A 24,365-nucleotide genomic window follows, 5' to 3' on the forward strand; every position below is an offset into this window, starting at 1 on the left:
GTCTTGAGCGGGGAGAGTGATGTCAGTGAGCATGGCTTCAACGCAAAAAAATTTCGATGGAATGTCTAATTTTTATAGCGTTACGTCAAGGTGTGCAAAAAAAATGTCGTGTCTTGAGGGTGTGAAATGTGTGTCAATCCCAGCTTTCACCAGCGGCTGCCTTTAGAAGCTCATAGACGCTGCCTCGTGTCCCCGGGTGCTGACTCCTAAACGGCTGGTGTCTGGCGTAGCCTTTGAGTCAGACCCGCACCCCCGTCTTCTTCAATATCCGACTACTCACCAACATCTCATCCCCCCGGCACGCCTCGCCCAGCAATTCCCGAATCTGCGCCCGGTACGCCTCGATCTCTTCCGCGCTACGCCCATGCACCATGGCGAACAGGTTGTAGCGCCAGCCTTCGCGGCGGGGGCGGCGGTAGCAGTGGCTGACGAAGGCTTGCGCGCCGAGCAGGGGGCCGAGGCGGGGGAGATGGGTGTCGTCCACGTCCCATACGGTCATGCCGTTGTGGCGGTAGCCGAGGCGGTAGTGGTTGGGCACGGCGGCGATGCGGCGGATGGCGCCGTCGGCCTGCAGCTGGCGCAGCAGGTCGAGCACGGCCTGTTCATCGAGGCCCAGCTGTTCGCCGATCCAGGCCCAGGGGTTGTCCACCAGCGGCAGGCCGGCCTGGGTGAGTTCCATCAGGCGGCGGACCAGCGCCCCATCAAACCGGGAAGTGCAGGCCGACATGGTAGGTCTCCTCCTTGGGCAGGTTGAGCACCGGCAGGCCGGTCAGCGCCTCGATGCGCGCGATGGTCTCGGCGATGCCTTCGGGGGTGGCGCAGCCGAGCACGAACCACATGTTCCACTGGTGTTCGCGGCGGTAGTTGTGGGCGACCTCGGGCAGGCCGTCGAGGATGGCCGCCACGGCGTCGAAGCGTTCTTCCGGCACGGACAGGGCGGCCAGGGTAAAGGCGCCGCCCAGGCGGTCGATGTCGAACATGGGGCCGAAGCGGGTGAGGGTGCCGTCGTCCAGCAAGGCCTGCACGCGGGCGCGCAGGGTGGCGGCGTCGCTGTGCAGTTCCTCGGCCAGCGCGTCCCAGGGGCGGGGCACCAGCGGCAGGCCCAATTGCAGGCGGTTGATCAGGCGGCGGTCGAGGTCATCCATGGGCGCGGTCCAGGACCGGCGCGAAGCGCCCGCCGCATTGCTTGTAGGCGCGGGTGCTGAACAGCAACTTGTGCGGCCGCTCGCTCAGGCCCAGTTCGGCCAGCAGCGCGGCGATGTGCGCGGTGACGCTGGCCCGCTCGCGGCCGTGCACCATGCAGAACAGGTTGTAGGGCCAGTGCGGCAGGCGGCGCGGGCGGCGGTAGCAGAGGTTGACGCCCGGCGCGGCGGACAGCCGTTCGCCCACCGCGTCCACCTCGGCGTCGGGAATGTCCAGCACCAGCATGGCGTTGGCGTGGATGCCCAGCGCGCGGTGCTTGAGCACCAGGCCGACGCGGCGGAACAGCCCATCGCGCTGCCACTGCTGTACCTGTTCCAGCACCTGTTCCTCACTGGTGCCGATGCGTTCGGCCAGCAGCCGATACGGACTGGCTTCCAGCGGCAGGCCTTCTTCCAGCAGGCGGCGCAGGCGCACGGCCTGCAGGTCGTCGAGCGGCGTCATGGCAGGTTCTCCAGGGAAAAACCCAGGTCGATGCGGTAGGAGTGCTCCATCGGCAGGTCCAGCGGGACCAGGCCAGTGTCCGTCTCGATCTCGGCGAGCAGGCGATCCAGGCTGGGGCGATCCGGCCCGGTGAGCACGAACCACAGGTTGTAGACGTGTTCGCGCCGGTAGTTGTGGTTGACCTCGGGGTACTGGCTGATGCGCGCGGCCACCTGCTCCAGGCGTTCGGCCGGCACCGCCAGGGCGACCAGGGTGCTGGCGCCGGCGCGGCTGTGCTCGAACACCGGGCCGATGCGCGACAGGGCATCGCGCGCCTGCAGGCGGCGCAGGCTGTCGAGCAGCGCCGGTTCGCTGCAGCCCAGTTCCTCGGCCATCGCCCGGTAGGGCTCGGCGCACAGCGGCATGCCGTGCTGGAAGCGTTCGATCAGCCGGCGGTCCAGCGGCTCCAGGCGGTCCATGTCACAGCCCCGTCTCGTGGGCGCGGCTGGTGAAGAAGATGCCGCTGGGGCTGTCGGCCGGCAGGCGCTGGATCAGCTCCAGGCGGTACGGGTCCCAGACCTGCACCTCGTTGTTGTCGCGCACCGACAGCCACAGCTGGTCGCCGCGCGCGGTGAATTCCATGTGCAGCACGGCCGGGCCGGGTTCCAGGGTCTTGATGACCTTGCGCGTTTCGGTGTCGATCACCTGGATCAGGTGGTTGTCCGGGTGGGCGAAGTTCACCCAGATCTGCCGGCCGTCCGGGCGGGCCATGACGAACACCGGCTGGCCGGCCACGTCGATGGCGCCGACCTGTTTCCAACTGTGGCTGTCGACCACCAGCACGCGGTGCTGGCCGATGGCGGGCACGAAGGTCTGCTCGCCGGCCACGGTCCAGCCTTCCAGGTGCGGCATCTTGTAGACCGGCAGTTTCTGCTGGCCGCGGCCGTAGCCGTCGAGGATGCGCTCGATGCCGCGCTCGGGGTGCCAGAGGTCGAGCTTGGCCATGCCGTCCTCGCCGAACAGGCCGGCCACGTAGTAGCGGCCGTCCGGGGTGAGCAGCGCGTCGTAGGGCTGCTTGCCGATGTTCTCGAAGCGGGTGACCTTCGGCGTGCGGCCGGCGCTGAAGTCCAGCAGCCAGGTTTCGCCGGTGTCGAACAGGCTGTAGATGAAGCCGTTGTTGGGCACGTCGGTGACGCCGACCACCCGGGAGTTGCGGCTGCCGTCGGGCAGCGGGGTGGCGGGGATGTCGGCCACCGGTTCCAGGGTCACGGCGTCGAACACCTTCACGCCGCCCGGCTCGTAGTTGCCCACGGCGATCAGCGTGCCGTCCTGGCTGATGGCGCCACCGATGCTGTTGCCGCCCTGTACCACGCGCTTGACCAGCCGCTGTTCGAGCAGGTCCACCTTGCTCAGCCCGCCGTCGCGGCCGAACACGTAGGCGAAGCGCTGGTCGCGGGAAAACACCACCGAGGCGTGGGACAGGTCGCCCAGGCCCTCGATGCGGGCCAGGCGGGTCTGGCCGCTGGTTTCGATCAGTTGCAGGGTGCCGGTGGCGCGTTCGACCACCACGCCAAGATCACCGGTGCCGCGCAAGGTGGGCTGCGCACAGGCGCAGAGAACCAGGCTGGCCATGGCCAGCAGCAGGGAAGGGCGCTTCATGTCAGGGATTTCCTTGCAGGAGTCGGTCGACCAGCCAGGTGATTTCCCGCTCGTCGAGCAGGGCGTTCCAGCCGGGCATGGCGGTGCCGGGACGGCCGTGGGTAACGGTGGCAATGAGGGAATCGCGGGGTTTGCCGGCGAGGGCCTCGGGCGTGATGGCCGGGCCGAGTCCGCCGGTGAGGCGCAGGCCGTGGCAGGAGCCACAGTCCTGAAGGAGCAGATGCTCCAGTTGGCGGCGGTCGATGGACTCATCGGCCGACACCGGGGGAATCGACAGCAGGGACGTCATGCTCAGGGCGGTGATGAAACTCAGCAATCGCGATCTGTTCATGACGTCCCCCTGCGGTTTACTTCTTCAGCGACAGGACCCAGTTGGCCAGGGTCTTGGCTTCGGCGTCGGAGACGGCGTTCGGCGGCATCGGGATCGGACCCCAGACGCCCTGGCTGCCATTCTTGATGTGCAGGGCCAGGGTGTCGGCGGCACCGGCGACACCGGCGTACTTGGCGGCGACGTCCTTGAGGGCCGGGCCGACCATCTTCATGTCGGTGTTGTGGCAGGCGGCGCAGGGCTTGCTCTTGAACAGCGCTTCGCCATCGGAGGCCAGGGCCGGCTGCAGGCTCATGGCAGCGCCCAGGGCGAGCATCGGGAGCAGGACTTTCTTCATATAAAGACTTCCTTAAGGCTAATGGGACGGGGATGAACCCGTCCCGCGGGAGGTACCTCAGTAAACGTCGTACTGAGTGTTGTGCACGTTGAATTTACCCGTCGGGGTAATCAACCTTTTGTCCCGGATCACTGTTTTGAGCTTGAGGGTCTTGTCGTCGACCACCACGATGGCCGACTCCTCGTCCTGTCCGCTCCAAACCGAGAACCAGACTTCGTCGCCGGCCTTATTGTACTCAGGCTGCACGACGCGCTTGGCACCTTCCTTGATTCCGGACCAATCGCCAATAGGCAGAACGGTGTAGCCGGCCGCCAGATTGTCAATGTTGAACACCGTCACCGACTGGCTGATCGCCGCATCGGGGTGGAAGGTGGTGTCCAGGTACAGGTTGCGGGATTTCGGGTGCGTCTTGATGAACAGCGAACCGCCGCCCTGGCCCTTGAGGGTTTCCACCACCTTCCAGGCGTGCTGCGGGTTCTTCTCGGGATCGGTGCCGATCAGCGAGATGGTCTCGTCGCCCAGGTGGCTGGTGGCCCACACCGGACCGTATTTCGGGTGGTTGAAGTTGGCGCCACGACCCGGGTGCGGGATCTTGCCGACGTCCACCAGGGCCGCCATCTTGCGGTCCTTGGAGTCGATCACCGCGACCTTGTTGGAGTTGTTCGCCGCCGTCATGAAGTAGCGGTGGCTGACGTCCCAGCCGCCGTCATGCAGGAACGGCGCGGTGCCGATGGTGGTGATGGACAGGTTGTCGATGTCCTCGTAGTTCACCAGCATGACCTTGCCGGTTTCCTTGACGTTGACGATGAACTCCGGGTGCTCGTGGGAGGCGATGATCGCCGCCACGCGCGGTTCCGGGTGGTATTCCTGGGTACCGACGGTCATGCCCCGGGTGGAGACGATCTGCAGCGGTTCCAGGGTTTCGCCGTCCATGATGGTGAACTGCGGCGGCCAGTAGTCGCCGGCGATCACGTACTTGTCCTCGTAGCCCTTGAACTTCGAGGTTTCCACCGAGCGGGCCTCGATGCCCACCTTGATCTCGGCGACCTTGATCGGCTCCTTGCCCCACAGGTCGATCATGTCGATCTTGGCGTCGCGGCCGATCACCAGCAGGTAGCGGCCGGAGGCGGACATGCGCGAGATGTGCACGGCGTAGCCGGTGTCGATGGTCTTGACGATCTTCTTGGTCTTGCCGTCGATCAGCGCGATCTTGCCGTCGTCACGCAGGGTGACGGAGAACAGGTTGGGCAGATCCAGCTTGTTCAGCTGCTTCTTCGGACGGTTCTCGGGCTTGACCAGCACCTTCCAGGAATTCTTCATCTCGGCCAGGCCCCACTCCGGCGGAGTCGGCGGGGTGTGCTGGATGTACTTGGCCATCAGCGTGATTTCGTCCTTGGTCAGCGCGTTGGACGTGCCCCAGTTGGGCATGCCGGCGGGCGAACCATAGGTGATCAGCGCCTCCAGGAAGGCCTGGCCGCGTTGCTGGGTGATGTCCGGAGTCAGCGGCTTGCCGGTGGCGCCCTTGCGCAGCACGCCGTGGCAGCCGGCGCAGCGCTGGAAGTAGATTTCCTTGGCCTTCTCGAACTCGTTGGCGGTCAGGTCCGGTGCGCCGGGGCTGCGTACCACCTGGGCACTGGCCGGATCGACGGCCGAGGCCTGGCTGGTGTAGGCGGCATCAGGGCTGTCGGGGGTAGTGGTCTTGGCTTGCGCGACGGCGACGCCGAGCAGCGAAAGAGCGGCAATGAACCCTGTCACTAGCGGTTTGCTTGCGGTGCTCATGCGAATCTCCTTAGGGCCGGCCTGGGTCGTATCGCGGCGGGCCATTACAGCGGGTACGGGGGTACTCGGTGAGTACATTTTTCTTAGGATCGGTACTCTCTGTCTGGGGTCTCTGGTTCGATCTGGCCCTGGGTCTGGGTGGAAACTCCGCTCCGGGTCGATGCCCCTCACATCGAAGCCGGGCGCCGTGATGCGCGGCTAGGATCGCCGCGGGGGTGAGGGGGCGTCCTTGACGTCAATCAACCGGCAAGGAAACACAAAGCGTGCGCCGTCACAGGGATGCGGCATTGAACTGCCACCATGCGGAACCGAGAGCGGCTATGAAGGCTGGGTTATTGCGGGAATGCCGACAGTAATTTCAATGGGCTGAAGTCGTGCGGCTTGAACGCATTCGAGTTTGTCTGGAAGGCACTATGAAACATATAAAACTGAAACTTGCATGGTTTGTTCTCGTATCGCAGCTCGCTCCTTCCCTGGCTCAGGCTGCTTTCGAGCTTGAATCGCTCGAGTATGAAGAGGCGCTGCACAGTTATCGGGAGGCGGATCGTTACGAGAACTACCGCTGTGTTCATTATCCTGCGAACAAGCAGTACCAGCCCCTGGCCGAATCCAGGCCCATAGCCATCGAGATCGATGACGTCCTGTACCTGAAGGTGAGTGGAGTCCTGCATGAACTGCGCAGCGTGGAGCACGACGATCCGCTTCAGCTGATGTACCGGGCTCCGGAAGCCCAGCTTGAAGCGGAGTACGAAATAACCGGCAGGTTCAATCCTTCGGAGTACGGAGAATCGGAAGACCGCCAGGGCGAGCTGAAGGTCAGACAGCGTGACGGGAGCCTGGCGATAAGAACCTTCGGTGATCGCTGCGGCATTTGAGAGGCGGGGCGCTTTTTACCCGAGGGTGGATAAAAAAACCCGCAGCCGAGGTCCCGGTTCTGCTGCGGGAAAGAGTACCCCCCGTCTCTGAAGGGACGGGGGAGTGTCTGGTGGGCGGTTACAGGCGCTTGGCGGTGATCCCCGCCTCGGCGTCGATGCCCAGCTGGTAGCCCAGCGAAACGTGGTGGTAGCGACCATTGGCGTGGTCGTCGTGGATCGCGAAGCCGAAGTTGTAGACCTTGCCCGGTTCGAGCTTCACGTCGCCCTGGCCGCCAGCGAAGGCGCGGGTGAACACCACCGACCAGGTGCCGCCGTTCTGGCTGCCGCTGGCGCCCTTGAGGGCGCTGCCGCCTTCCATCACGCGCGCTTCGGCGATGTGGCCGTCGTAGGTCTTGTTCTCGCCGCTGCGCCACTGGTTGAGGTCGTAGTACACGCCGTTGGCCAGCGAGCCGTTCTTCACGTACTTGGTCTTGCTGTCGGCGGCGCCGGGCATGCTGCGCGCATCGCCGTGGCAGCTGGCCCAGCAGCCGCCCTGTTCGGCCAGTTCCACCTGGGAGCCGGCTTCGAGCATGTAGGCGAGCTTCACCGGGTTCTTGGCGTCCATCTTCGCCGCCCCGGAAGCCGCCGGCTGTTGCCAGCTGAAGCGCAGGTAGAGGTTCTGGCCGTCATGGGCGGCCTGTACCTTGGCATTGATGAACGGGGCCTTGCCGGCGATGGGGCTGGGCTCCAGCTTCTGGCCGCTGGCCATCTTCTGGCCCATGTCGCCGGCTTCCTCGGAGTGACAGTCGGCGCAGGCTTCGCCCTTGCGCAGGGCACGGGCGCCGCCGTGCTCGGTGCCCTTGGTGATCCATTCCACCGGCGAGACGCCGGGGTAGAACAGTGTGATGTCGGTGGCCGGCAGCGCGCTCCAGTCGGCGGGCGGCGCGGCAAGTACGGCCTGGGCGCTCAGCAGCAGGCCGCCGGCGATGGCGGTGTGCAGCAGTGAACTTTTCATGGTGGGGTTCTCCGTCAAGGCTAATGTGGTCCGCTGGAGCGGTCCTTATCCTTCGTCTTCTTCGGTCATGCCCTGCGGTTTGCTGTGGGCGATGCCCTTGTGGCAATCGATGCAGGTCATGTTGTCTTCGCGGGCCATCTCGTGCTGCTTGCGGGCGCGTTGCTTCTGGCTGGCGGCGTTCATGCTGTCCAGGCTGTGGCAGTTGCGACACTCGCGCGAGTCGACGGCCTTCATGCGCGCCCATTCGCTGCGCGCCAGTTGCAGGCGCTTGGCCTCGAACTTCTCGGGTGTGTCGATGGTGCCCACCAGCTTGCCCCACAGCTCCCGCGAGGCCTGGATCTTGCGGACCATCTTGTAGGTCCACTCCTTGGGCACGTGGCAGTCCGGGCAGGTGGCGCGCACACCGGTGCGGTTGCTGTAGTGAATGGTCTTCTGGTACTCCGGGTACACGTTGTCGCGCATCTCGTGGCAGGAGAGGCAGAAGGCTTCGGTGTTGGTGGCCTCCAGGACGGTGTTGAAACCGCCCCAGAAGATCACCCCGGCCGCGAAACCGGCCACCAGCAGGGCGCCGAGCGAATAGCGCGCGCTGGGCCGTTTCAGGAAGGCAAGCAGGCGCTTGAACGCTGACGTGCGAACTTCAGGGTCTTTCATGGTGTGGTCCTCGGCACACCCCCGCGCCGGGCGCGGGGGTGGCGGCAGGCGATCAGTACACGTCGTGCATCGTGTTGAAGACGTTGAACTTGCCGGTGGGCGTGACGATCTCCGGATCGGTGATCACGCGCTTCATCTTCAAGGTCTTGTCGTCGTACACGACGATGGCGGACTGGTCGGTCTTGCCTCCCCACAGGGAGATCCACACCTCGTCGCCAGCCACGTTGTACTCCGGCTGTACGGCGCGGCGGATCGCCTTGCTCTCCGGCAGGCCGGAGTCCTTGGCGACGTTGAGCTGCTTGGGTGCCTTGCTCAGGTCGTTCATGTCGAAGACGTACACCGACTCGGCCACTTCACGCTCCGGGTTCATCGGCGCGTCAGCCCAGAAGTGCTTGGACTTCGGGTGGGTCTTGACGAACAGGTTGCCGGCGCCCGGCATCTTCAGCTCCTGCACCACCTTCCAGTTGTGCTGCTTGTACTGGGCGTACTTCTTCTCCTCGGACGGCGTGGAGATCAGCGAGACCACGTCGTCGCCCAAGTGGCCGGTGGACCATACCGGACCGAACTTCGGGTGCACGAAGTTGGCGCCGCGACCCGGGTGCGGGATCTTCGCGGTATCCACCAGCGCGGCCAGCTTGCCGGTCTTGGTATCCACCGCGGCGACCTTGTTGGAGGCGTTGGCGGCCACCATGAAGTAGCGCTTGGAGGCGTCCCAGCCGCCGTCATGCAGGAACTTGGCGGACTCGATGGTGGTGGTCTTGAGGTTCTTCAGGTCGGTGTAGTCCACCAGCAGGATCTGCCCGGTTTCCTTCACGTTGACCACCCACTCGGGCTTGACCATCGAGGCGACGATCGAGGCCACGCGCGGTTCCGGGTGGTATTCGCCATCCACGGTCTGGCCGCGGGTGGAGACGACCTTGATCGGTTCCAGGGTCTCGCCGTCCATGATCGAGTACTGCGGCGGCCAGTAGGTGCCACCGATCAGGTACTTGTCCTCGTAGCCCTTGAACTTGGACACGTCCACCGAGCGGGCGTCGGAGCCCAGGCGCACGGTGGCGACCGTGGTGGGTTCCTCGAACCACAGGTCGATAACCGTGGTCAGGCCGTCGCGGCCCACGGTGTACACATAGCGCCCGGAGTGCGAGAAGCGCGAGATGTGCACCGCGTAACCGGTGTCGAGGACTTTCCAGATCTTGTGGGTGTCGCCGTCGACCAGCGCCAGCTTGCCCGCGTCGCGCAGGGTGATGGCGAAGACGTTCTTCAGGTTCACCTTGTTCATCTGCTTCTTCGGCCGCTTGTCCACCGGCACGATCAGCTTCCAGCTGTCCTTCATGTCCTGCAGCGAGAACTCCGGCGGTACGTCCGGGGCGTTCTGGATGTAGCGGGCCATGAGGTTGATTTCATCCTTGGTCAGGATGTCGTCGTAGTTCACCATGCCGCCTTCGGTGCCGTAGGCGATGATGTTTTCCAGACGCTTGGTACCCAGCTTCAGGGTGCCGCCTTCCTGCTTCTTGCCGTCGGCCTGCACCTTCTCCCAGTGCGGCTCCAGGTTCTTGCCGGTGGCGCCCTTGCGCAGCACGCCGTGACAGCCGGCGCAGCGCTCGAAGTAAATTTTCTTGGCGGCTTCCTTCTCGGCCGCGGTCATGGCAGGTGCCGAAGCCTGGGCGATACCCAGACTCAGGAGTGAAATGCTGGCGATCAGACCAGCCAGTAAGGGTCTTGCTACGGTGCTCGACATCGACATGTTCTTCTCCTTGTTGGAGCGCGTTGGCGGCTCCATGTAGAACGACTGCGTTTGCCACCGGGACCTTCTTGTTGGCAGGGCCGATCCTAGAGAGACCCATCTGACGAGGCGCTTGACGACAATCAAGAGGGGCCGGCGAAAGCCTTGAGCGTGACGCCTTGTCGCGGGTAGCTTGCGGCCATGACTGATCGCAACGCTGAGGTATTGCCGTGAATGCACTCGAGAAGCCAGGCCTGGACGCCGCGCCCTTCTACCAGGCGCTGGGCAACGAAGTGGGGCTGTTCGAGCAGGCCTGGAAGCACGGCCTGCCGGTGCTGATCAAGGGGCCGACCGGCTGCGGCAAGACCCGTTTCGTGCAGCACATGGCGCATCGCCTGGGGCTGCCGCTGTACACCGTGGCCTGCCACGACGACCTGTCCGCCACCGACCTGGTGGGTCGCCACCTGATCGGCGCCGAGGGCACTTGGTGGCAGGACGGCCCGCTGACCCGCGCGGTACGCGAAGGCGGCATCTGCTACCTGGACGAGGTGGTCGAGGCGCGTCAGGACACCGCCGTGGTCCTCCACCCGCTGGCCGATGATCGCCGCGAGCTGTACCTGGAGCGCACCGGGGAAACCCTCAAGGCGCCGCCCGGCTTCATGCTCGTGGTGTCCTACAACCCCGGCTACCAGAATCTGCTCAAGGGCATGAAGCCTTCCACCCGCCAGCGCTTCGTGGCCATGCGTTTCGACTACCCGAGCGAGGCCGAGGAAATCCGCATCGTGGCCAGCGAGGCCGGGGTGGACGAGCTGCTGGCGGCGCGCATCGTCAAGCTCGGCCAGGCCCTGCGCCGGCTGGAGCAGCACGATCTGGAAGAGGTGGCCTCGACCCGCCTGCTGATCTTCACCGCCAGCATGATCAAGGCCGGCCTGACGCCGCGCGAAGCCTGCCTGGCGTGCCTGGCCGAACCGCTGTCGGACGACGCGCAGACGGTTGCTGCGCTGATGGATGTGGTCGATGTCCATTTCGAATGACCCGGCCGTCCTGTCGACTGGGGTGGCCCGTCGGCTGCCCGGCGACCTGGCGATGTGGATCTTCATCCTCGCCGAGCTGGCGGTGTTCGGCATCCTGATCCTCGCCTTCGCGGTGACCCAGATGCTGCAGATCGAGCTGTTCCGCGAAAGCCGCCTGGCGCTGGACAGCTCCACCGGCCTGGCGCTGACCCTGGGCCTGCTGACCTCGGGGCTGTTCGCCGCCCTGGCGGTGGAGCAGGTGCGCGCCAACCGCCAGGACCGCGCCGGCTGGCTGCTGTTCGCCGCGCTGCTCTCGGCCGGCGTGTATGTGGTGCTGAAACTGCAGGAATACGGACACCTGGCCGGACTGGGTTACGGGCTGGAATACAACACCTTCTTCACCCTGTACTGGTTGCTCACCGGCTTCCACTTCCTGCATGTGCTGCTGGGCATGCTGATCCTCGGCTACATGGCCAACCGCTGCCGCACCGGCGCTTACGCGCCCGGGACTTCGCGCAGCGGGCTGGAATCCGGGGTGCTGTATTGGCACATGGTGGACCTGGTGTGGGTGCTGCTGTTTCCGCTGGTCTACCTGCTGGGTTGAGGAGGAATGGTGACCGCGTCGAAGACATTGCTGATCTGCTGGTTGGGACTGGTGCTGCTGTCGGTGGGCACCGTGGCGCTGGGCAACCTGGGCGCCAGCCTGGTACTGGCCGGCGGCATGCTGGCGGTGGCGCTGGGCAAGGCCTGGCTGATCACCGACGGCTTCATGGAGTTGCGTCACGCCCCGCTGTTCTGGCGGGTCCTGCTGTTCGGCTGGCCGCTGGCCATGGCCGGTGGGGTGTGGCTCACGTTGTTGTAAAGGGGGTTTCTTTGTAGGGGTTGGGCCGGCGCAAGCCGGCCTTTTTTTGTGTGGTGAAAACGTAGGCGGCATGCGTGGCGGCCCCTGGCCCCTCTCCCGCGAGGGGAGAGGGGATGCACACGCTGCCGCTGTGCTCACCCCACGCCAGGGCCCCGCACGAGTTCTCCCTCTCCCCTCGCGGGAGAGGGTCGGGGAGAGGGGAGCCCTCACACCCGCAAACCGAATGCCTGACCGTTTCATTTGGGCTTCTTGATTGACATCAAGCAGGTTGCCAAGGGGCGGTTCCTATCATGGCCATGCCAAGCCAACAGGAGGCGTCACGATGTCAGAGACCTTCACAAAGGGCATGGCCAGGAACATCTACTTTGGAGGAAGTCTTTTCTTCATCCTGGTGTTCCTCGGCCTGACCTACCACACAGAAAAGGAAATACCAGAGCGCACCAACGAGTCGGAAATGACCGAAGCGGTAGTGCGCGGAAAACTGGTCTGGGAGCAGAACAACTGCATTGGCTGCCACACGCTGCTGGGTGAAGGTGCGTACTTCGCGCCCGAGCTGGGTAACGTGTTCGTCCGTCGCGGTGGTGAAGAAGCCTTCAACAGCTTCCTGCATGCCTGGATGAAGGCCCAGCCGCTGGGCGTTCCGGGTCGCCGTGCGATGCCGCAGTTCAACCTCACCGAGCAGGAAGTTAACGATATGGCGGAGTTCCTCAAGTGGACTTCCAATATCGATACCTTCAGCTGGCCGCCGAACAGGGAGGGTTGATACATGAGCCTCTTGAACCCGCATTTGAAATTCCAGTCGCAGAAGGTTGCGCTGCCGTACTTCGTGTTCGCCATGATGTTGTTCGTGGGACAGGTGCTCTTCGGCCTGATCATGGCCACCCAGTACGTCGTCGGTGACTTCCTGTTCCCGGCCATTCCGTTCAACGTGGCGCGGATGGTGCACACCAACCTGCTGATCGTCTGGATCCTGTTTGGCTTCATGGGCGCCGCCTACTACCTGATTCCGGAAGAGTCCGACCGCGAGCTGTACAGCCCGAAGTTGGCCATGATCCTGTTCTGGGTGTTCGCCGTAGCCGGTACGCTGACCATCCTCGGCTACCTGTTCGTCCCCTATGCCGGCCTCGCCAAGATGACCGGCAACGAGCTGCTGCCGACCATGGGACGGGAATTCCTCGAGCAACCGACGATCACCAAGATCGGTATCGTCATCGTCGCCCTGGGCTTCCTGTTCAACATCGGCATGACCATGCTCAAGGGCCGTAAGACTGCCATCAACGTGGTCATGATGACCGGTCTGATCGGTCTGGCCGTGATGTTCCTGTTCTCCTTCTACAACCCGGAAAACCTCACCCGTGACAAGTTCTACTGGTGGTGGGTCGTGCACCTGTGGGTGGAAGGCGTGTGGGAACTGATCATGGGCTCGATGCTGGCTTTCGTGCTGATCAAGATCACCGGCGTGGACCGCGAAGTCATCGAGAAGTGGCTGTACGTGATCATCGCCATGGCCCTGATCACCGGCATCCTCGGTACAGGTCACCACTACTTCTGGATCGGCGCACCGGGTGTGTGGCTGTGGCTGGGCTCGATCTTCTCGGCCCTGGAACCGCTGCCGTTCTTCGCCATGGTGCTGTTCGCGTTCAACATGGTGAACCGCCGTCGTCGCCAGCACCCGAACAAGGCTGCCTCCTACTGGGCCATCGGCACCACGGTGACGGCGTTCCTCGGCGCGGGCGTGTGGGGCTTCATGCACACCCTGGCCCCGGTGAACTACTACACCCACGGCACCCAGCTCACCGCCGCGCACGGCCACCTGGCCTTCTACGGCGCCTACGCGATGATCGTCATGACCCTGATGTCCTACGCCATGCCGCGTCTGCGTGGCCTGGGCGAAGCACCCAGCGCCCGTGCGCAGAGTGTCGAGCTGTGGGGCTTCTGGCTGATGACCAGCTCCATGCTGCTGATCACCCTGCTGCTGACCGCCGCCGGTGTGGTGCAGGTCTGGCTGCAGCGTATCCCGGCAGACGGCGCCGCCATGTCGTTCATGAACACCATGGACCAACTGGCCGTGTTCTTCTGGCTGCGTCTGGTTGCTGGCTTCATGTTCCTGGCCGGTCTGACCTGCTACCTGCTGAGCTTCCGCCAGCGGGCCGAGGCCACGGTACAGGCTCCGGCTACCGCCTGAGTGACGCGTTGAGGTAAGGCAGGGCGGCCCGGCTGGAACAGCGGGCCGCCCTGTGTCGTTTCAGGGCGAACCGTTCGCCCCGTAGAGAAAAGAAGCACACGAGGATTCTTTCATGGCCTTCAGCGTTGAAGTCGAAGAGTGGGTCGGCGGCATCTGGCACCGTTTCATCACGCGGCGCGCCAGCCCCGAGTTCCCCGAAGCCCGGGTCGAACTGGCCGACATGCAGCGCTCGCTGGCCGTGCTGTTCCGCGCCCTGGGCGGCGCCAGCAGCGTCGAGCTGGCAGCCGCCAGCGCCCGCGAACTGCTGCTGCGGCGCAGCCTGCTGCAACAGGTGGCTGGCACCTGCCAGCAGGCCCCGGTGGCCTGGTGCGACCCCGGCAACCTGCGCCTGCCGGCCAGCCTGGCGGTGTACCCGGATGTCGCGCTGAACCGCGAGCTGTACCGCTGGCTGGCGCTGCTGGCCGCCCACGCCGAGCCGATGCGCCACTGGGGGCGCGACAACCAGCGCTGGACCGTCGAGCTGCTGGAACGCTACCCGGCCATGCGCCCGCGCTACCGGCGCCTGGTGGAAGCCCTGCTGCCGCTGCGCCCGGACCCCGAGCAGATGCCCGCCGAGGAGGCGGCGCTGGAGCGCGCCCTGCGCCAGGCGCTGCGCGAGCCCGGCAGCGTGCGCGCCTTCCCGCGCAGCGAGCGCTCGCCCTGGCCGCTGCCGCTGTGGCTGTATCCGCCGCAGCGCCTGGACGATCCGCAGTCGGCCAGCCTGAATGACGGTGAGGAAGAAGAGGGCGTTGGCCTGAAACCGCCGAGCGAAGAAGGCAAGGCGCCGCGCAAGCGCGCCGAGCGGGTCGAGGAAAACACCGGCAAGGGCGGCCTGCTGCTGTTCCGCCTGGAGAACCTGTTCAGCTGGTCCGAGCACGTGGACCTGGACCGCTGCGGCGACGACACCGAAGACCTCGACGCCGCGCGCGTGGCCGACGACCTGGATCACCTGTCGGTGTCGCGCAAGCGCTCCAGCAAGGGCGGCGGCCTGAAGCTCGACCTCGACCTGCCGTCCGCCGAAAACGATGACGTGCCGTTCGGCGAAGGCATCCGCCTACCCGAGTGGGATTACCGCAAGCAGGCGCTGATCGAGGATTACGTGCTGCTGCAGCCGATGCTGCCGCGCGACGCCGAGCCGAAGGGCCTGCCGCTGCACCTGGCGCCGCTGGCGCGCCGCCTGCGCCGGCAGTTCGAGCACCTGCGCAACGACCGCCAGTGGCTGCGTCAGCAACCCCAGGGCAGCGAGCTGGACCTGCAGGCCTGGCTGGATTTCCATGTCGAGCGCGTGCACGGCCAGTGCGTCGAGCGCGGGCTGTTCATGGACATGCGCCAGAGTCGCCGCGACCTGGCCTGCCTGCTGCTGGCCGACCTGTCGATGTCCACCGATGCGCACCTGGACGACGAGCACCGGGTGATCGACCTGATCGTCGACAGCCTGCTGCTGTTCGGCGAGGCGCTCAGCGCGGTGGGCGACCCGTTCGCGCTGTACGGCTTCTCCTCGCTGCGCCGCAACCAGGTGCGTCTGCAGGAGCTGAAGACCTTCCGCCAGCGCTACGACGACACCACCCGCGGGCGCATCCAGGCGCTGCGGCCTGGCTACTACACGCGCATGGGCGCGGCGATCCGCCAGGCCAGCCGCACGCTCGCCGCAAGGCCGCAAAAGCGCAAGCTGCTGTTGCTGGTGACGGATGGCAAGCCGAACGATCTGGATCTGTACGAGGGGCGCTACGGCGTGGAGGACACCCGCCAGGCGGTGATCGAAGCGCGGCGCATGGGCCTGCTGCCGTTCTGCATCACCATCGACCGCGAGGCCGGCGACTACCTGCCGTATATGTTCGGGGTGAACGGCTTCACGCTGATCCACGACCCGAAGCAGCTGCCGTTCCGCCTTCCGCAGCTGTATCGGCAGTTGACCCAGTCGTAGGGGGGTAGCGGCTTTTGACTTTTGTAGGAGCGACTTCAGTCGCGAGCTTTTGGGGGCGGCCCGCACGAAACGCATCGCGGCTGAAGCCGCTCCTACGGGATACCCGGGTCGTAGGCAGGGCAGGGCGCCAACCTGTAGGGCCGGCTTTACGCCGGCCGGCGGAGGTGAACTCTCCGCCTCGGTTTCGCTCCGCCCCCCCGTCGGCCGGGATAAATCCGGCCGGGTAGGTCCGGCCTCACAAGGAGCCGGCATTGCCCGGTAGGGTGGTCAACGCAACGCGTTGCCCACCGTGGAGCTACCGCGTCGCAATCCAGATCAACAGCCCCGCCTGGAACAGCGCAAACGCCACCAGGCAGGTGACGGTGAAACGCAGGCCGCTGTCTTCGCGCTTGAGCCAGGTGATGCGTTCCTCATGCTTGCGGATCAGCGCTTCCTGATCACGCAGCTGGGTGTCGGCCTGTTCCAGCATCGCGGCGCAGTCGAGCTCGTCGAGCACCTGGACCTTTTCCGGATTCCACTCGGACTCCAGCTCGCTGACCCGCTTCGCGCCGTAAGTCGCGCGCAGTTGGCCCTCGTCCGGGTACAGCACCTCGAAACCCTGATTGCGCAACGCATGGTCGCGACGCAGGCGGGCATCTTCGCTGAGCATGTTGCGATACGGCAGGTCGCCGGATACCACCGCGTAGTGCGACCACTTCTGCTGCGCCCACTCGATAGCCTGGGCCAGCAGAAAGCGTCCCAGGCCGCGGTTCGGCGGGTCGATCTGCAGCGGCTCGAAGCGTATTTCCTTCTGCTGGTGATCCAGCCAGACGTCCAGGCGGTTCTGGTCCTTCTTCAGCGACTGGCCGGGCAGCTCGACGCTCAGGCGCAGCAGGCTTTCCTTCTGGCTGTGGCGCTCGATGCGCGAATACTGCGCAAAGCGCAGCGGCCGCGCGCCGGTAGCCCGGTCGAAGGGCTGCGGATACAGGCGCAGCAGGCGATAGGGCTCGGGCGCCAGCAGTTCCCAGGGATGGCCCTGGGGAACCTGCGCCTCCGGCTCGGCCGGGGCGGCCGCCTGCTGCTCGGGTTGTTCGGGAGTGTGTGTGTCGGTCATTGCGATGCCCACAGACTGTCTGCCTGAGCGTTATCGGCCGCAGGCCGGCAATCTGCAGCGGCTTTTTGCAAAATCTGACCGAGTTGGCAGCCGGTGCGGGGCAGCGCCACCGGCGGGCTCTCGGGTATACTGCCGGCCTTTTCCAGAGGCTGATCGCGGAGCATCAGGATGTCCGGCAATACCTTCGGCAAGCTGTTTACCGTTACCACCGCCGGCGAGAGCCACGGCCCGGCCCTGGTGGCTATTGTCGATGGCTGCCCGCCGGGGCTGGAGCTGTCGCTGGAGGACCTGCAGCGCGACCTGGATCGCCGCAAGCCGGGCACCAGCCGCCACACCACCCAGCGTCAGGAAGCCGATGAGGTCGAGATCCTCTCCGGCGTGTTCGAAGGCAAGACCACCGGCTGCCCGATCGGCCTGCTGATCCGCAACACCGACCAGAAGTCCAAGGACTACTCGGCCATCCAGGACCTGTTCCGCCCGGCCCACGCCGACTACACCTACCACCACAAGTACGGCATCCGCGACTACCGTGGCGGCGGCCGCAGCTCGGCGCGCGAGACCGCCATGCGCGTGGCGGCCGGCGCCATCGCCAAGAAGTACCTGGCCAAACTGGGCATTCAGGTGCGTGGCTACATGAGCCAGCTCGGCCCGATCGAAATCCCCTTCAAGAGCTGGGCGTCGGTGGAGCAGAACGCCTTCTTCTGCCCGGACCCGGACAAGGTGCCGGAGCTGGAGGCCTACATGGACCAGCTGCGCCGCGACCAGGATTCCGTCGGCGCGAAGATCACCGTGGTCGCCGACGGCGTGCCGCCGGGCTGGGGCGAGCCGATCTTCGACCGCCTGGACGCTGAACTGGCCCACGCGCTGATGAGCATCAACGCGGTGAAGGGCGTGGAAATCGGCGACGGCTTCGCCGCCGTCGCCCAGCGCGGCACCGAGCACCGCGACGAACTGACCCCGGGTGGCTTCCTGTCCAACCACGCCGGCGGCATCCTCGGCGGCATCTCCAGTGGCCAGCCGATCGTCGCCCATCTGGCACTCAAGCCCACCTCCAGCATCACTACGCCGGGTCGCTCCATCGATGTCCACGGCAATCCGGTCGAGGTGATCACCAAGGGTCGCCACGATCCGTGCGTGGGCATTCGCGCCACGCCGATCGCCGAAGCCATGATGGCGCTGGTGCTCATCGATCACCTGCTGCGCCAGCGTGCCCAGAACGCCGATGTGAGCGTCTCCACCCCAGTGTTAGGACAACTCTGAACCCGAGTCCGCGAGCCTGAAGCCGGGCAAGCGGCTCCGGCTCGCTCTTACGGCTGAAGGCTATGGATTCCGCTCTCCCTTACTGGCGTCTCTCTGGTTTCTACTTCGCGTACTTCGCCCTGCTCGGGGCGACGGCGCCATTTCTCTCGCTGTACTTCGCCCACCTCGGCTTTTCGCCGGCGCGCATCGGCGAACTGGCGGCCATTCCGCTGCTGATGCGCTGCCTGTCGCCCTTCGTGTGGGGCTGGCTGGGCGACGTCACCGGACGGCGGCTGGCGATCGTGCGCCTCGGCGCCGTCTGCACGCTGCTGGCCTTCGCGCTGATCCTGTTCGACAAAAGCTTCATGTGGCTGGCCATGGTCATGGCCCTGCATGCGTTCTTCTGGCACGCCATCCTGCCGCAGTTCGAGGCCATCACCCTGGCCCACCTGCGCGAGCGCCCCACCTTCTACAGCCGCGTGCGCCTGTGGGGCAGCATCGGCTTCATCGTCGCGGTGGTCGGCCTTGGCTGGCTGTTCGACTGGCTGAGCCTGGACAGCTTCCCGGCCGCCATGCTGGTGATCATGCTGGCCATTGTCGCCACCGCCTGGCGCGTGCCGGACGCCGCACCGTCCCCCAGCAGCGACACCACCGTGCAACTGGGTTTCTGGAAACTGCTGTGGAAGCCCGGCGTGCCGGCGTTCTTCCTGTGCGTGGTGCTGATGCAGGCCTCCCACGGTCCTTACTACACCTTCCTGACCATCCACCTGGAGGCGCTCGGCTACCCGCGCGGCACCATCGGCCTGATCTGGGCGCTGGGGGTGGTGGCGGAAATCGGCGTATTCATGGTGATGGCACGCATCCTCGACCGCTTCTCGCTGCGCCGCGTGCTGATGTTCAGCATGTTGCTCGCCGCCGTGCGCTGGCTGCTGATGGGCTACCTGGCCCAGGAGCTGTTCGTGCTGCTGATCGCGCAGCTGCTACACGCTGCCAGCTTCGGTTGCTTCCATTCCGCGGCCGTGCATTTCGTGCAGCGTGCCTTCGGCATCCGTCACCTGGGTCGCGGCCAGGCGTCCTATGCCACCGTGTCCGGTATGGGCGGCGCCCTGGGCGCCCTCTATGCGGGGTACAGCTGGAGCGCCCTGGGGGCCGGCCCCACCTTCCTGATCGCCAGCACCGGCGCGGCGCTGGCCGCCTTCATCATCGCCAAGCGCCTGAAGGAAACCCCGCACAGCGCCCCGCCGGTCTGATTAGCCAAGAGAGAATTTCGATGAGTGTTCTGAGCGTTTACAGCGTCGCCATCCCCGAAGTGCCGAGCAAGATGCTCATCCACGCCGACGACATCGCCGCCACCCTGGCCGACGTGGGCGTGCGCTACCAGCAGCGCGACATCGACGGCGACGCACGCCCCGGCGCCAGCGCGGCCGAGGTGCGCGCCGACTATGGTGCGCTGCTGCAAGACGTTGTCGGTGAACTGAACCTGCCGGTGCAGGACATCCTCAGTCTGGAGCGGGACAGCGAACAGACCGCCGAACTCAACGCCCGCTTCGCCAACGAACAGACCCTGGCCGCCGAACAGGCCTGGCTGTTCCTCGGCGGCCGCGCCCTGGTCAGCCTGCATATCGGCAACGAGGTGTTCGCCTTCCTCGGCGAGCGCGGCGATCTGCTGAGCGTGCCCAAGAGCGTGGCGCATTGGGTAAGTCTGGGGGATGAGCCGCATTGTCTGGCGGTACGGCTGGCGCCGGAAGGTAGTGCGCCGGAAGAAACCGGCGAGACGATCGCCGGGCGGTTTTTTGGGGTGGAGCATTATTGCTGATTAGTTGAGACATATTGCCGCAGGAGCGGCGTGGAAGTTCTGAAAGCCCGGCCGGGAGTGATCTTGGCCGGGCTTTTTGGTGGATGGACAATCTCCAAATAGAGCGGTAGCGTTAGGCCTGTATGGTTATGAAGCAAGTATTATGGTTGTTGCTAGAGGGAAAGAAGAAATTACTGGGCGGCGGTGTCAGGCTGACTGAATCAATTTGACCTTTTTTACGAAAGGTTATGCTCAGGAATCTCATGAGTTTGTTAAGGATAAGATTTCGCTTTAAATTCAATACGATCTGAAATCATAATTTAGGGGTTTTTATGAGAGCCTTGTTCTTTGCGTTGCTGATGACTTCCAGTCTTGCGGCGTCGGCGGGTCAGGTTTGGTGGATAATGGGGCCTGAGGGTTGTAAGATTGCTGAGTTTTCTCCTCAGCAGGCAATTGACCTTGGAGGTTATAAAGTTGATCAATATTATGAGGAAAAGGGTGTAATAATACTTTTAAAAGGTGATAACTCGCTTTATTACGCTTCGACCCAAGAAAGTTGTTTAATTATCGCTGAAGCTTTTGATAAGGCTAAAAGAAATAGGTAAGTGGCGAAGCTGAGTGTGCCCAGGCGCAGCGCATCGGGCAAGTCTTGGGGAAGAGCCGCATTCTGAAAGCCCGGCCGGAGATTTTTAGGGATTTGTTGTATGGAAAGTCTCTGAGCTGGGCGGTTGCGTTAGGCCGGCAAGTGTTGCACGGATTAGTTTGGTTTTTTCTGGCGGGGGAGCTTTCATGAAACTCAAAGGCATGGCTAGCATTTTATTTTTCTCAGCGGTTGCGTCCGGTGCGGCCGCTACTGTGCTGCCAAAGAATATTCTTTCGATTAAACAGCATTTCGATAATGTGGGGGCAACCACTTGCTCGGGGGCAATTTCCGAGACTCTAAGTTTTTTGGCGAAAGGCCGCGATTTCTCTAGCAATAAGGCATGGTCAACGGAGAATACGAATATCAAGCCGATAGTCGTAGACTTTTTGATTTCTGGAACAGAGAGTAATTACAGCTCTTCAGGTACTGTTGTTATTACTCCGGTGGAAAAGCAATGCGTTGGGGCATATGTTGTTACCTATGTCGCGCCAACCCCGAGCTGCATGGCGTACATTCAGAAGCATGGTTTCGATGGGGCAGGCTGGAGGCAGAAGCTGACTGATCCGAATGGTGATGGTGGAAAAACTTATTTTCTTTCGGTGGATGATAGTCCAGGTCTAAATTTCATTTTTAATGATGTTGCAGGAGGATGCTCTATTACTAAGCGTGAAACTTTGTCTTTGGATGCAAAAAAGTAATGACGGCCACGGCGATTCCCTACGGCATCAACAGGTTTTAAACCGGTGGGGTTTTCGGCTCGTCAAAGGTTTTTGGTTATATTGAAATGGCGCGGATGGGCGGATAAGCCAGATAGTGAGAGCCTGACAAAAAGAGTAGGCTTCAATCTTGGGTTAAACGTAGATTAATTAACTTGAGCAGATCTTGCAGCCGAGTATTAACAGACCCATGCGCCGCGCCTACCTCGACACCGAATTCACCGACCTCAATCCCTACACCTACAAGCTGATCAGCCTGGCCCTGGTCGTTCCGGGCGGCCCTGAGTTCTATGTGGAGCTTACCGATCACTGGGTCGAGGACGATTGCTCGGACTTCGTTCGCGAGATCGTCCTGCCGCAGCTGGAGCTGAAGGCTCACGGACGCACGACGGATCAGGCGCGAACCGAGCTGCTGGAGTTTCTTCGGAAGCTCGGGCCGGTCGAGATCGTCAGTGATGCGGTGATGTGGGACTGGCCGTTACTGCTGTGGCTGGCCGGCGCCGCTGGTTTGCCGGACGGGGTGACGGCCGGGCGGATCAGCAGCGATATCGAGTTCGAGGATCTGGGCTATGAGCCACCCCACCATGCGCTGCAGGATGCCCGGCTGCTGGCGGCGCTGGGGTGCTGAGCGTTCATCCACCGCCCGCATAACGCTCCCACAGATAAACCGCCGCGTACGCCCGCCACGGCCGCCAGGCCTCGGCGCGTAGCTTCAGTTCCCGTGCACTGATCCCGCCTGGCCCCCACACCGGTGACTTGAGCAGGCCCAGGTCGGCGGCGGGAAAGGCATCCACCGCACCGAAGCCGCGTAGCGCGATGTACTCGGCCGTCCAGGGGCCGATGCCGGGCAGGGCGCAAAGGCGCTCGACCAGCGCGTCGGCGCCATCTTCCAGGTGCAATGGAAAGCTGCCATCGGCCACCGCGGTGGCCAGGCGCTGCAACGCCAGCACCCGTTTGGCGGGCATGCCGATGGCGGACAGGTCGGCGCTGGCGAGCTGTTCAGGTGTGGGAAAGAGACGCTGCGGGCCATCCGTGGGCGCATCCGCCAGGGGCTCGCCGAGCCGCGCCACCAGGCGGTTGGTGATGGTCACCGCCGCCTTGACGGTGACCTGCTGGCCGACGATGGCGCGCACGGCCTGCTCGAACGGGTCGAATGCGGTGGGCAGGCGCAGGCCGGGCATGTTGGCCACCAGCGGTCCCAGCAGGGCGTCGCTGGAAAAGTGCGTGACGATGGCCTGCGGGTCGGCATCCAGATCGAACATGCGCCGCACCCGGCTGACCAACGCGGCGCTAACGGGCATGGCGGACGGGCTGATCCGCAACTCCAGGGTGTTCCTCGCCGCTTGCGGCCGCACCGCAAACCAGCCGGTCACTGAACCGATGCGCAGGCTGCGGCAATAGCCGTCGACGCTGAGGGTTTCCACGCCGGGCAACAGGCGCAGGGCGAAGTGACGCTGGAATTGTTGCCAATCCCAGGGCGGCAGGTAGGGAAGGTGGAGGGTTTCGGCGTCGGCGTTCATGGCGTGGAGCTTAGCAAGACGTCAAAAGATAACGTTGCTTTGCACCCTACAGTTTTCCGCCGTCCCATCGATAACCCTTCAAAATAACAGCCGTTACGGCTTCGGATGAGGTCCTGTTTGAAAGTGTCTTTGCCACTCCAAATCGTGTATGTGCTGACGAACCCTGCAATGCCCGGGCTCATAAAGATTGGTTCCACTACGCAGGGCGAGGTCGACGTTCGAATGAAACAGTTGTACAGCACGGGAGTTCCGGTGCCGTTTGACTGTGCTTATGCTTGTAGGGTCCCGGACGCCTATAAAGTTGAGAAGGCTCTTCATGATGCATTTGGAATGCACCGAGTTAACCCGAACCGTGAGTTTTTCAAGATCGAGCCGGAGCGGGTTGTCGCTATTCTCAAGTTGCTCCATGTAGAGGAAGCCACTCAGATGATCGAGGATGCCATCGAGTCTGGTGCTACCAAAGCCGATCTCCAAGCTGCTGAGCATGTGAAACAGGCGCGGCGCCCGCGCATGGATTTCCTTGAGTTGGGAATTCAGGTTGGCTCGGTGCTAATAGCGACACAAGCAGGGGAAGAAGCAGTTGTTGTAGGTCCGAAAACCGTTTCTTTTAAGGGGCAGGACTGCTCCCTTACGCACGCAACCCGAAAGGTCTTGGGGTTGCCGGACGATTATTCGATCCAGCCTTCCCCCTATTGGACATTTAATGGGAAAACGGTAAAGGAAATATACGAAGAATTTCATGCTGATGGCGATGAAGATTAGAGCGCGGTTTCGCCGAGTTGATGGTGCGCTTGAGTGGCAAGCTTAGGCGGATGTCTGAGGACTGAGCTGATTCAGGGTTTACGAAATTCCGCTTTCTCGGGGAGTATTTGGAGTAATGGTCATGCCCATCGAATACAAGATCAGCGCGCCCATCACCGTGGATCAGTTCATCGACCTGCTGTCGCGCTCGACCCTGGGTGAACGGCGCCCCATCCAGGATCGCGAGTGCATGGCGGGCATGCTTGAAAATGCCAACCTGGTGGTCAGCGCCTGGGAGGCGGACAGGCTGGTCGGCATTGCCCGCTCGATGACGGACTTTCACTACGCCTGTTACCTGTCGGATCTGGCTGTTTGCCAATCCCGGCAGAAGTGCGGCATCGGCAAGCAACTGCAGGACATCACGCAACGCCAGCTCGGCCCGCGCTGCAAGCTGATCCTTATTGCCGCCCCGGCGGCGAATACCTACTACGAGCATGTCGGATTCACAAACAATCCGCGCTGCTGGGTGCTGGAGCGTGATGCCCGTGTCGGCGGTAAATAGACGGATTTAGGGCTTTTTTACGGTCTTTTTGACGCCAGAAAATAACTCCCTTTGCGCCCCTTCA

Annotated in this window: 28 protein-coding genes; 15 read left to right on the plus strand and 13 right to left on the minus strand. The window is 63.7% G+C overall.

The features are described from left to right. Positions 1-238: 238 nt before the first annotated feature. Genes ahbB (VL129_RS06855) through VL129_RS06890 form a run of 8 tightly spaced genes read right to left on the minus strand, consistent with a single transcriptional unit; the run spans position 239 to position 5,726 of the window. Positions 239-727 carry a siroheme decarboxylase subunit beta gene (ahbB, locus tag VL129_RS06855; protein WP_325411415.1) on the minus strand — a complete coding sequence of 163 codons (489 nt, stop codon included), beginning with the start codon at positions 725-727 and terminating at the stop codon, positions 239-241. Next, complete coding sequence (locus VL129_RS06860; RefSeq protein ID WP_325411417.1) at positions 702-1,145, minus strand: Lrp/AsnC family transcriptional regulator; 444 nt, start codon at positions 1,143-1,145, stop codon at positions 702-704. The genes ahbB (VL129_RS06855) and VL129_RS06860 overlap by 26 nt, the downstream gene beginning before the upstream one ends. Beyond that, a complete protein-coding gene (gene ahbB / locus VL129_RS06865; RefSeq protein WP_325411419.1) occupies positions 1,138-1,644 on the minus strand; it encodes a siroheme decarboxylase subunit beta in 507 nt (168 codons plus the stop codon). The genes VL129_RS06860 and ahbB (VL129_RS06865) overlap by 8 nt, the downstream gene beginning before the upstream one ends. Beyond that, a complete protein-coding gene (locus tag VL129_RS06870; protein WP_325411422.1) occupies positions 1,641-2,102 on the minus strand; it encodes an Lrp/AsnC family transcriptional regulator in 462 nt (153 codons plus the stop codon). Before VL129_RS06870 ends, ahbB (VL129_RS06865) begins: the two co-directional genes overlap by 4 nt. Position 2,103: 1 nt before the next feature. Further along, positions 2,104-3,282, minus strand: coding sequence for a cytochrome D1 domain-containing protein (locus VL129_RS06875; RefSeq protein ID WP_325411424.1), 1,179 nt, complete (start codon positions 3,280-3,282; stop codon positions 2,104-2,106). A gap of 1 nt (position 3,283) precedes the next feature. After that, the gene (locus tag VL129_RS06880) at positions 3,284-3,571 is read right to left on the minus strand and encodes a c-type cytochrome (protein WP_325411552.1); all 288 of its coding nucleotides are present in this window, start codon (positions 3,569-3,571) and stop codon (positions 3,284-3,286) included. A gap of 58 nt (positions 3,572-3,629) precedes the next feature. Then, on the minus strand, positions 3,630-3,947 hold the full coding sequence (locus tag VL129_RS06885) for a c-type cytochrome (RefSeq protein WP_325411426.1): 318 nt from the start codon (positions 3,945-3,947) through the stop codon (positions 3,630-3,632). 57 nt (positions 3,948-4,004) lie between these two features. Then, positions 4,005-5,726, minus strand: a complete 1,722-nt coding sequence (locus VL129_RS06890) for a cytochrome D1 domain-containing protein (protein WP_325411428.1) — start codon at positions 5,724-5,726, stop codon at positions 4,005-4,007. 413 nt (positions 5,727-6,139) lie between these two features. On the opposite strand from VL129_RS06890, the gene VL129_RS06895 reads away from it, so the two are divergent. Beyond that, on the plus strand, positions 6,140-6,601 hold the full coding sequence (locus VL129_RS06895) for a hypothetical protein (RefSeq protein WP_325411430.1): 462 nt from the start codon (positions 6,140-6,142) through the stop codon (positions 6,599-6,601). Between the two features lie 118 nt (positions 6,602-6,719). Here the strand turns inward: VL129_RS06895 and VL129_RS06900 are convergent, their stop codons facing one another. Genes VL129_RS06900 through VL129_RS06910 form a run of 3 tightly spaced genes read right to left on the minus strand, consistent with a single transcriptional unit; the run spans position 6,720 to position 9,984 of the window. Further along, on the minus strand, positions 6,720-7,595 hold the full coding sequence (locus tag VL129_RS06900; protein ID WP_325411432.1) for an ethylbenzene dehydrogenase-related protein: 876 nt from the start codon (positions 7,593-7,595) through the stop codon (positions 6,720-6,722). A gap of 45 nt (positions 7,596-7,640) precedes the next feature. Next, positions 7,641-8,246, minus strand: coding sequence for a NapC/NirT family cytochrome c (locus VL129_RS06905; RefSeq protein WP_325411434.1), 606 nt, complete (start codon positions 8,244-8,246; stop codon positions 7,641-7,643). A gap of 52 nt (positions 8,247-8,298) precedes the next feature. Then, positions 8,299-9,984, minus strand: a complete 1,686-nt coding sequence (locus tag VL129_RS06910) for a cytochrome D1 domain-containing protein (RefSeq protein WP_475491200.1) — start codon at positions 9,982-9,984, stop codon at positions 8,299-8,301. Between the two features lie 239 nt (positions 9,985-10,223). Here VL129_RS06910 and VL129_RS06915 point away from each other — a divergent pair, with 239 nt between their 5' ends. From VL129_RS06915 to VL129_RS06940, 6 genes are all read left to right on the plus strand, one after another. Further along, positions 10,224-11,003, plus strand: coding sequence for a CbbQ/NirQ/NorQ/GpvN family protein (locus tag VL129_RS06915; RefSeq protein WP_325411554.1), 780 nt, complete (start codon positions 10,224-10,226; stop codon positions 11,001-11,003). 52 nt (positions 11,004-11,055) lie between these two features. Further along, positions 11,056-11,586 (plus strand): cytochrome c oxidase subunit 3, encoded by a 531-nt coding sequence (locus VL129_RS06920; protein ID WP_414705155.1) that lies wholly within the window; start codon positions 11,056-11,058, stop codon positions 11,584-11,586. 9 nt (positions 11,587-11,595) lie between these two features. Beyond that, complete coding sequence (locus VL129_RS06925; protein ID WP_325411440.1) at positions 11,596-11,844, plus strand: cytochrome C oxidase subunit IV family protein; 249 nt, start codon at positions 11,596-11,598, stop codon at positions 11,842-11,844. A 322-nt stretch (positions 11,845-12,166) separates the two neighbouring features. After that, a complete protein-coding gene (locus VL129_RS06930; RefSeq protein WP_325411442.1) occupies positions 12,167-12,607 on the plus strand; it encodes a c-type cytochrome in 441 nt (146 codons plus the stop codon). A gap of 3 nt (positions 12,608-12,610) precedes the next feature. Next, on the plus strand, positions 12,611-14,029 hold the full coding sequence (locus tag VL129_RS06935) for a cbb3-type cytochrome c oxidase subunit I (RefSeq protein ID WP_325411444.1): 1,419 nt from the start codon (positions 12,611-12,613) through the stop codon (positions 14,027-14,029). A gap of 112 nt (positions 14,030-14,141) precedes the next feature. Further along, the gene (locus tag VL129_RS06940) at positions 14,142-15,992 is read left to right on the plus strand and encodes a nitric oxide reductase activation protein NorD (RefSeq protein ID WP_325411446.1); all 1,851 of its coding nucleotides are present in this window, start codon (positions 14,142-14,144) and stop codon (positions 15,990-15,992) included. A 295-nt stretch (positions 15,993-16,287) separates the two neighbouring features. Here the strand turns inward: VL129_RS06940 and VL129_RS06945 are convergent, their stop codons facing one another. After that, entirely contained in the window at positions 16,288-17,085 is a 798-nt protein-coding gene (locus tag VL129_RS06945; protein WP_325411448.1) for a hypothetical protein, read from the minus strand. 168 nt (positions 17,086-17,253) lie between these two features. Here VL129_RS06945 and aroC point away from each other — a divergent pair, with 168 nt between their 5' ends. From aroC to VL129_RS06975, 6 genes are all read left to right on the plus strand, one after another. Then, on the plus strand, positions 17,254-18,345 hold the full coding sequence (gene aroC / locus VL129_RS06950) for a chorismate synthase (RefSeq protein WP_325411450.1): 1,092 nt from the start codon (positions 17,254-17,256) through the stop codon (positions 18,343-18,345). A 62-nt stretch (positions 18,346-18,407) separates the two neighbouring features. Next, positions 18,408-19,574 carry an MFS transporter gene (locus VL129_RS06955; protein WP_325411452.1) on the plus strand — a complete coding sequence of 389 codons (1,167 nt, stop codon included), beginning with the start codon at positions 18,408-18,410 and terminating at the stop codon, positions 19,572-19,574. 20 nt (positions 19,575-19,594) lie between these two features. Then, the gene (locus tag VL129_RS06960; protein WP_325411454.1) at positions 19,595-20,140 is read left to right on the plus strand and encodes an acireductone dioxygenase; all 546 of its coding nucleotides are present in this window, start codon (positions 19,595-19,597) and stop codon (positions 20,138-20,140) included. Between the two features lie 311 nt (positions 20,141-20,451). Continuing rightward, entirely contained in the window at positions 20,452-20,724 is a 273-nt protein-coding gene (locus VL129_RS06965; RefSeq protein ID WP_325411456.1) for a hypothetical protein, read from the plus strand. 184 nt (positions 20,725-20,908) lie between these two features. Continuing rightward, positions 20,909-21,460 carry a hypothetical protein gene (locus tag VL129_RS06970; RefSeq protein ID WP_325411458.1) on the plus strand — a complete coding sequence of 184 codons (552 nt, stop codon included), beginning with the start codon at positions 20,909-20,911 and terminating at the stop codon, positions 21,458-21,460. A 208-nt stretch (positions 21,461-21,668) separates the two neighbouring features. Further along, positions 21,669-22,106: a 3'-5' exonuclease family protein gene (locus tag VL129_RS06975; RefSeq protein ID WP_325411460.1), complete on the plus strand. Its 438-nt coding sequence runs from the start codon at positions 21,669-21,671 to the stop codon at positions 22,104-22,106. A gap of 4 nt (positions 22,107-22,110) precedes the next feature. On the opposite strand, the gene VL129_RS06980 is transcribed toward VL129_RS06975, so the two are convergent. Next, positions 22,111-22,998 (minus strand): DNA-3-methyladenine glycosylase family protein, encoded by an 888-nt coding sequence (locus VL129_RS06980; protein WP_325411462.1) that lies wholly within the window; start codon positions 22,996-22,998, stop codon positions 22,111-22,113. 105 nt (positions 22,999-23,103) lie between these two features. Between VL129_RS06980 and VL129_RS06985 the strand changes: the two genes are divergently transcribed. Both VL129_RS06985 and VL129_RS06990 read left to right on the plus strand, forming a co-directional pair. Then, entirely contained in the window at positions 23,104-23,760 is a 657-nt protein-coding gene (locus VL129_RS06985) for a GIY-YIG nuclease family protein (RefSeq protein ID WP_325411464.1), read from the plus strand. Between the two features lie 121 nt (positions 23,761-23,881). Next, positions 23,882-24,301 (plus strand): GNAT family N-acetyltransferase, encoded by a 420-nt coding sequence (locus VL129_RS06990; protein ID WP_325411466.1) that lies wholly within the window; start codon positions 23,882-23,884, stop codon positions 24,299-24,301. Positions 24,302-24,365 lie beyond the last annotated feature (64 nt).

This window comes from Pseudomonas sp., assembly GCF_035497915.1.
In the GTDB taxonomy this organism is placed as follows: Bacteria; Pseudomonadota; Gammaproteobacteria; order Pseudomonadales; family Pseudomonadaceae; genus Serpens.

What these genes read in the sequence shown, in the direction of transcription:
- VL129_RS06885 (WP_325411426.1), bottom strand. Translation starts at nt 3,947, where the DNA reads ATGAAGAAAGTCCTGCTCCCGATGCTCGCCCTGGGCGCTGCCATGAGC.
- VL129_RS06970 (WP_325411458.1), top strand. Translation starts at nt 20,909, where the DNA reads ATGAAACTCAAAGGCATGGCTAGCATTTTATTTTTCTCAGCGGTTGCG.
- VL129_RS06860 (WP_325411417.1), bottom strand. Translation starts at nt 1,145, where the DNA reads ATGGATGACCTCGACCGCCGCCTGATCAACCGCCTGCAATTGGGCCTG.
- VL129_RS06990 (WP_325411466.1), top strand. Translation starts at nt 23,882, where the DNA reads ATGCCCATCGAATACAAGATCAGCGCGCCCATCACCGTGGATCAGTTC.
- VL129_RS06985 (WP_325411464.1), top strand. Translation starts at nt 23,104, where the DNA reads ATGAGGTCCTGTTTGAAAGTGTCTTTGCCACTCCAAATCGTGTATGTG.
- VL129_RS06935 (WP_325411444.1), top strand. Translation starts at nt 12,611, where the DNA reads ATGAGCCTCTTGAACCCGCATTTGAAATTCCAGTCGCAGAAGGTTGCG.
- VL129_RS06905 (WP_325411434.1), bottom strand. Translation starts at nt 8,246, where the DNA reads ATGAAAGACCCTGAAGTTCGCACGTCAGCGTTCAAGCGCCTGCTTGCC.
- VL129_RS06870 (WP_325411422.1), bottom strand. Translation starts at nt 2,102, where the DNA reads ATGGACCGCCTGGAGCCGCTGGACCGCCGGCTGATCGAACGCTTCCAG.
- VL129_RS06945 (WP_325411448.1), bottom strand. Translation starts at nt 17,085, where the DNA reads ATGACCGACACACACACTCCCGAACAACCCGAGCAGCAGGCGGCCGCC.
- VL129_RS06900 (WP_325411432.1), bottom strand. Translation starts at nt 7,595, where the DNA reads ATGAAAAGTTCACTGCTGCACACCGCCATCGCCGGCGGCCTGCTGCTG.
- VL129_RS06965 (WP_325411456.1), top strand. Translation starts at nt 20,452, where the DNA reads ATGAGAGCCTTGTTCTTTGCGTTGCTGATGACTTCCAGTCTTGCGGCG.
- VL129_RS06975 (WP_325411460.1), top strand. Translation starts at nt 21,669, where the DNA reads ATGCGCCGCGCCTACCTCGACACCGAATTCACCGACCTCAATCCCTAC.
- VL129_RS06895 (WP_325411430.1), top strand. Translation starts at nt 6,140, where the DNA reads ATGAAACATATAAAACTGAAACTTGCATGGTTTGTTCTCGTATCGCAG.
- VL129_RS06930 (WP_325411442.1), top strand. Translation starts at nt 12,167, where the DNA reads ATGTCAGAGACCTTCACAAAGGGCATGGCCAGGAACATCTACTTTGGA.
- VL129_RS06980 (WP_325411462.1), bottom strand. Translation starts at nt 22,998, where the DNA reads ATGAACGCCGACGCCGAAACCCTCCACCTTCCCTACCTGCCGCCCTGG.
- VL129_RS06875 (WP_325411424.1), bottom strand. Translation starts at nt 3,282, where the DNA reads ATGAAGCGCCCTTCCCTGCTGCTGGCCATGGCCAGCCTGGTTCTCTGC.
- ahbB (WP_325411415.1), bottom strand. Translation starts at nt 727, where the DNA reads ATGTCGGCCTGCACTTCCCGGTTTGATGGGGCGCTGGTCCGCCGCCTG.
- VL129_RS06910 (WP_475491200.1), bottom strand. Translation starts at nt 9,984, where the DNA reads ATGTCGAGCACCGTAGCAAGACCCTTACTGGCTGGTCTGATCGCCAGC.
- ahbB (WP_325411419.1), bottom strand. Translation starts at nt 1,644, where the DNA reads ATGACGCCGCTCGACGACCTGCAGGCCGTGCGCCTGCGCCGCCTGCTG.
- VL129_RS06880 (WP_325411552.1), bottom strand. Translation starts at nt 3,571, where the DNA reads ATGACGTCCCTGCTGTCGATTCCCCCGGTGTCGGCCGATGAGTCCATC.
- aroC (WP_325411450.1), top strand. Translation starts at nt 17,254, where the DNA reads ATGTCCGGCAATACCTTCGGCAAGCTGTTTACCGTTACCACCGCCGGC.
- VL129_RS06920 (WP_414705155.1), top strand. Translation starts at nt 11,056, where the DNA reads ATGTGGATCTTCATCCTCGCCGAGCTGGCGGTGTTCGGCATCCTGATC.
- VL129_RS06960 (WP_325411454.1), top strand. Translation starts at nt 19,595, where the DNA reads ATGAGTGTTCTGAGCGTTTACAGCGTCGCCATCCCCGAAGTGCCGAGC.
- VL129_RS06955 (WP_325411452.1), top strand. Translation starts at nt 18,408, where the DNA reads ATGGATTCCGCTCTCCCTTACTGGCGTCTCTCTGGTTTCTACTTCGCG.
- VL129_RS06940 (WP_325411446.1), top strand. Translation starts at nt 14,142, where the DNA reads ATGGCCTTCAGCGTTGAAGTCGAAGAGTGGGTCGGCGGCATCTGGCAC.
- VL129_RS06890 (WP_325411428.1), bottom strand. Translation starts at nt 5,726, where the DNA reads ATGAGCACCGCAAGCAAACCGCTAGTGACAGGGTTCATTGCCGCTCTT.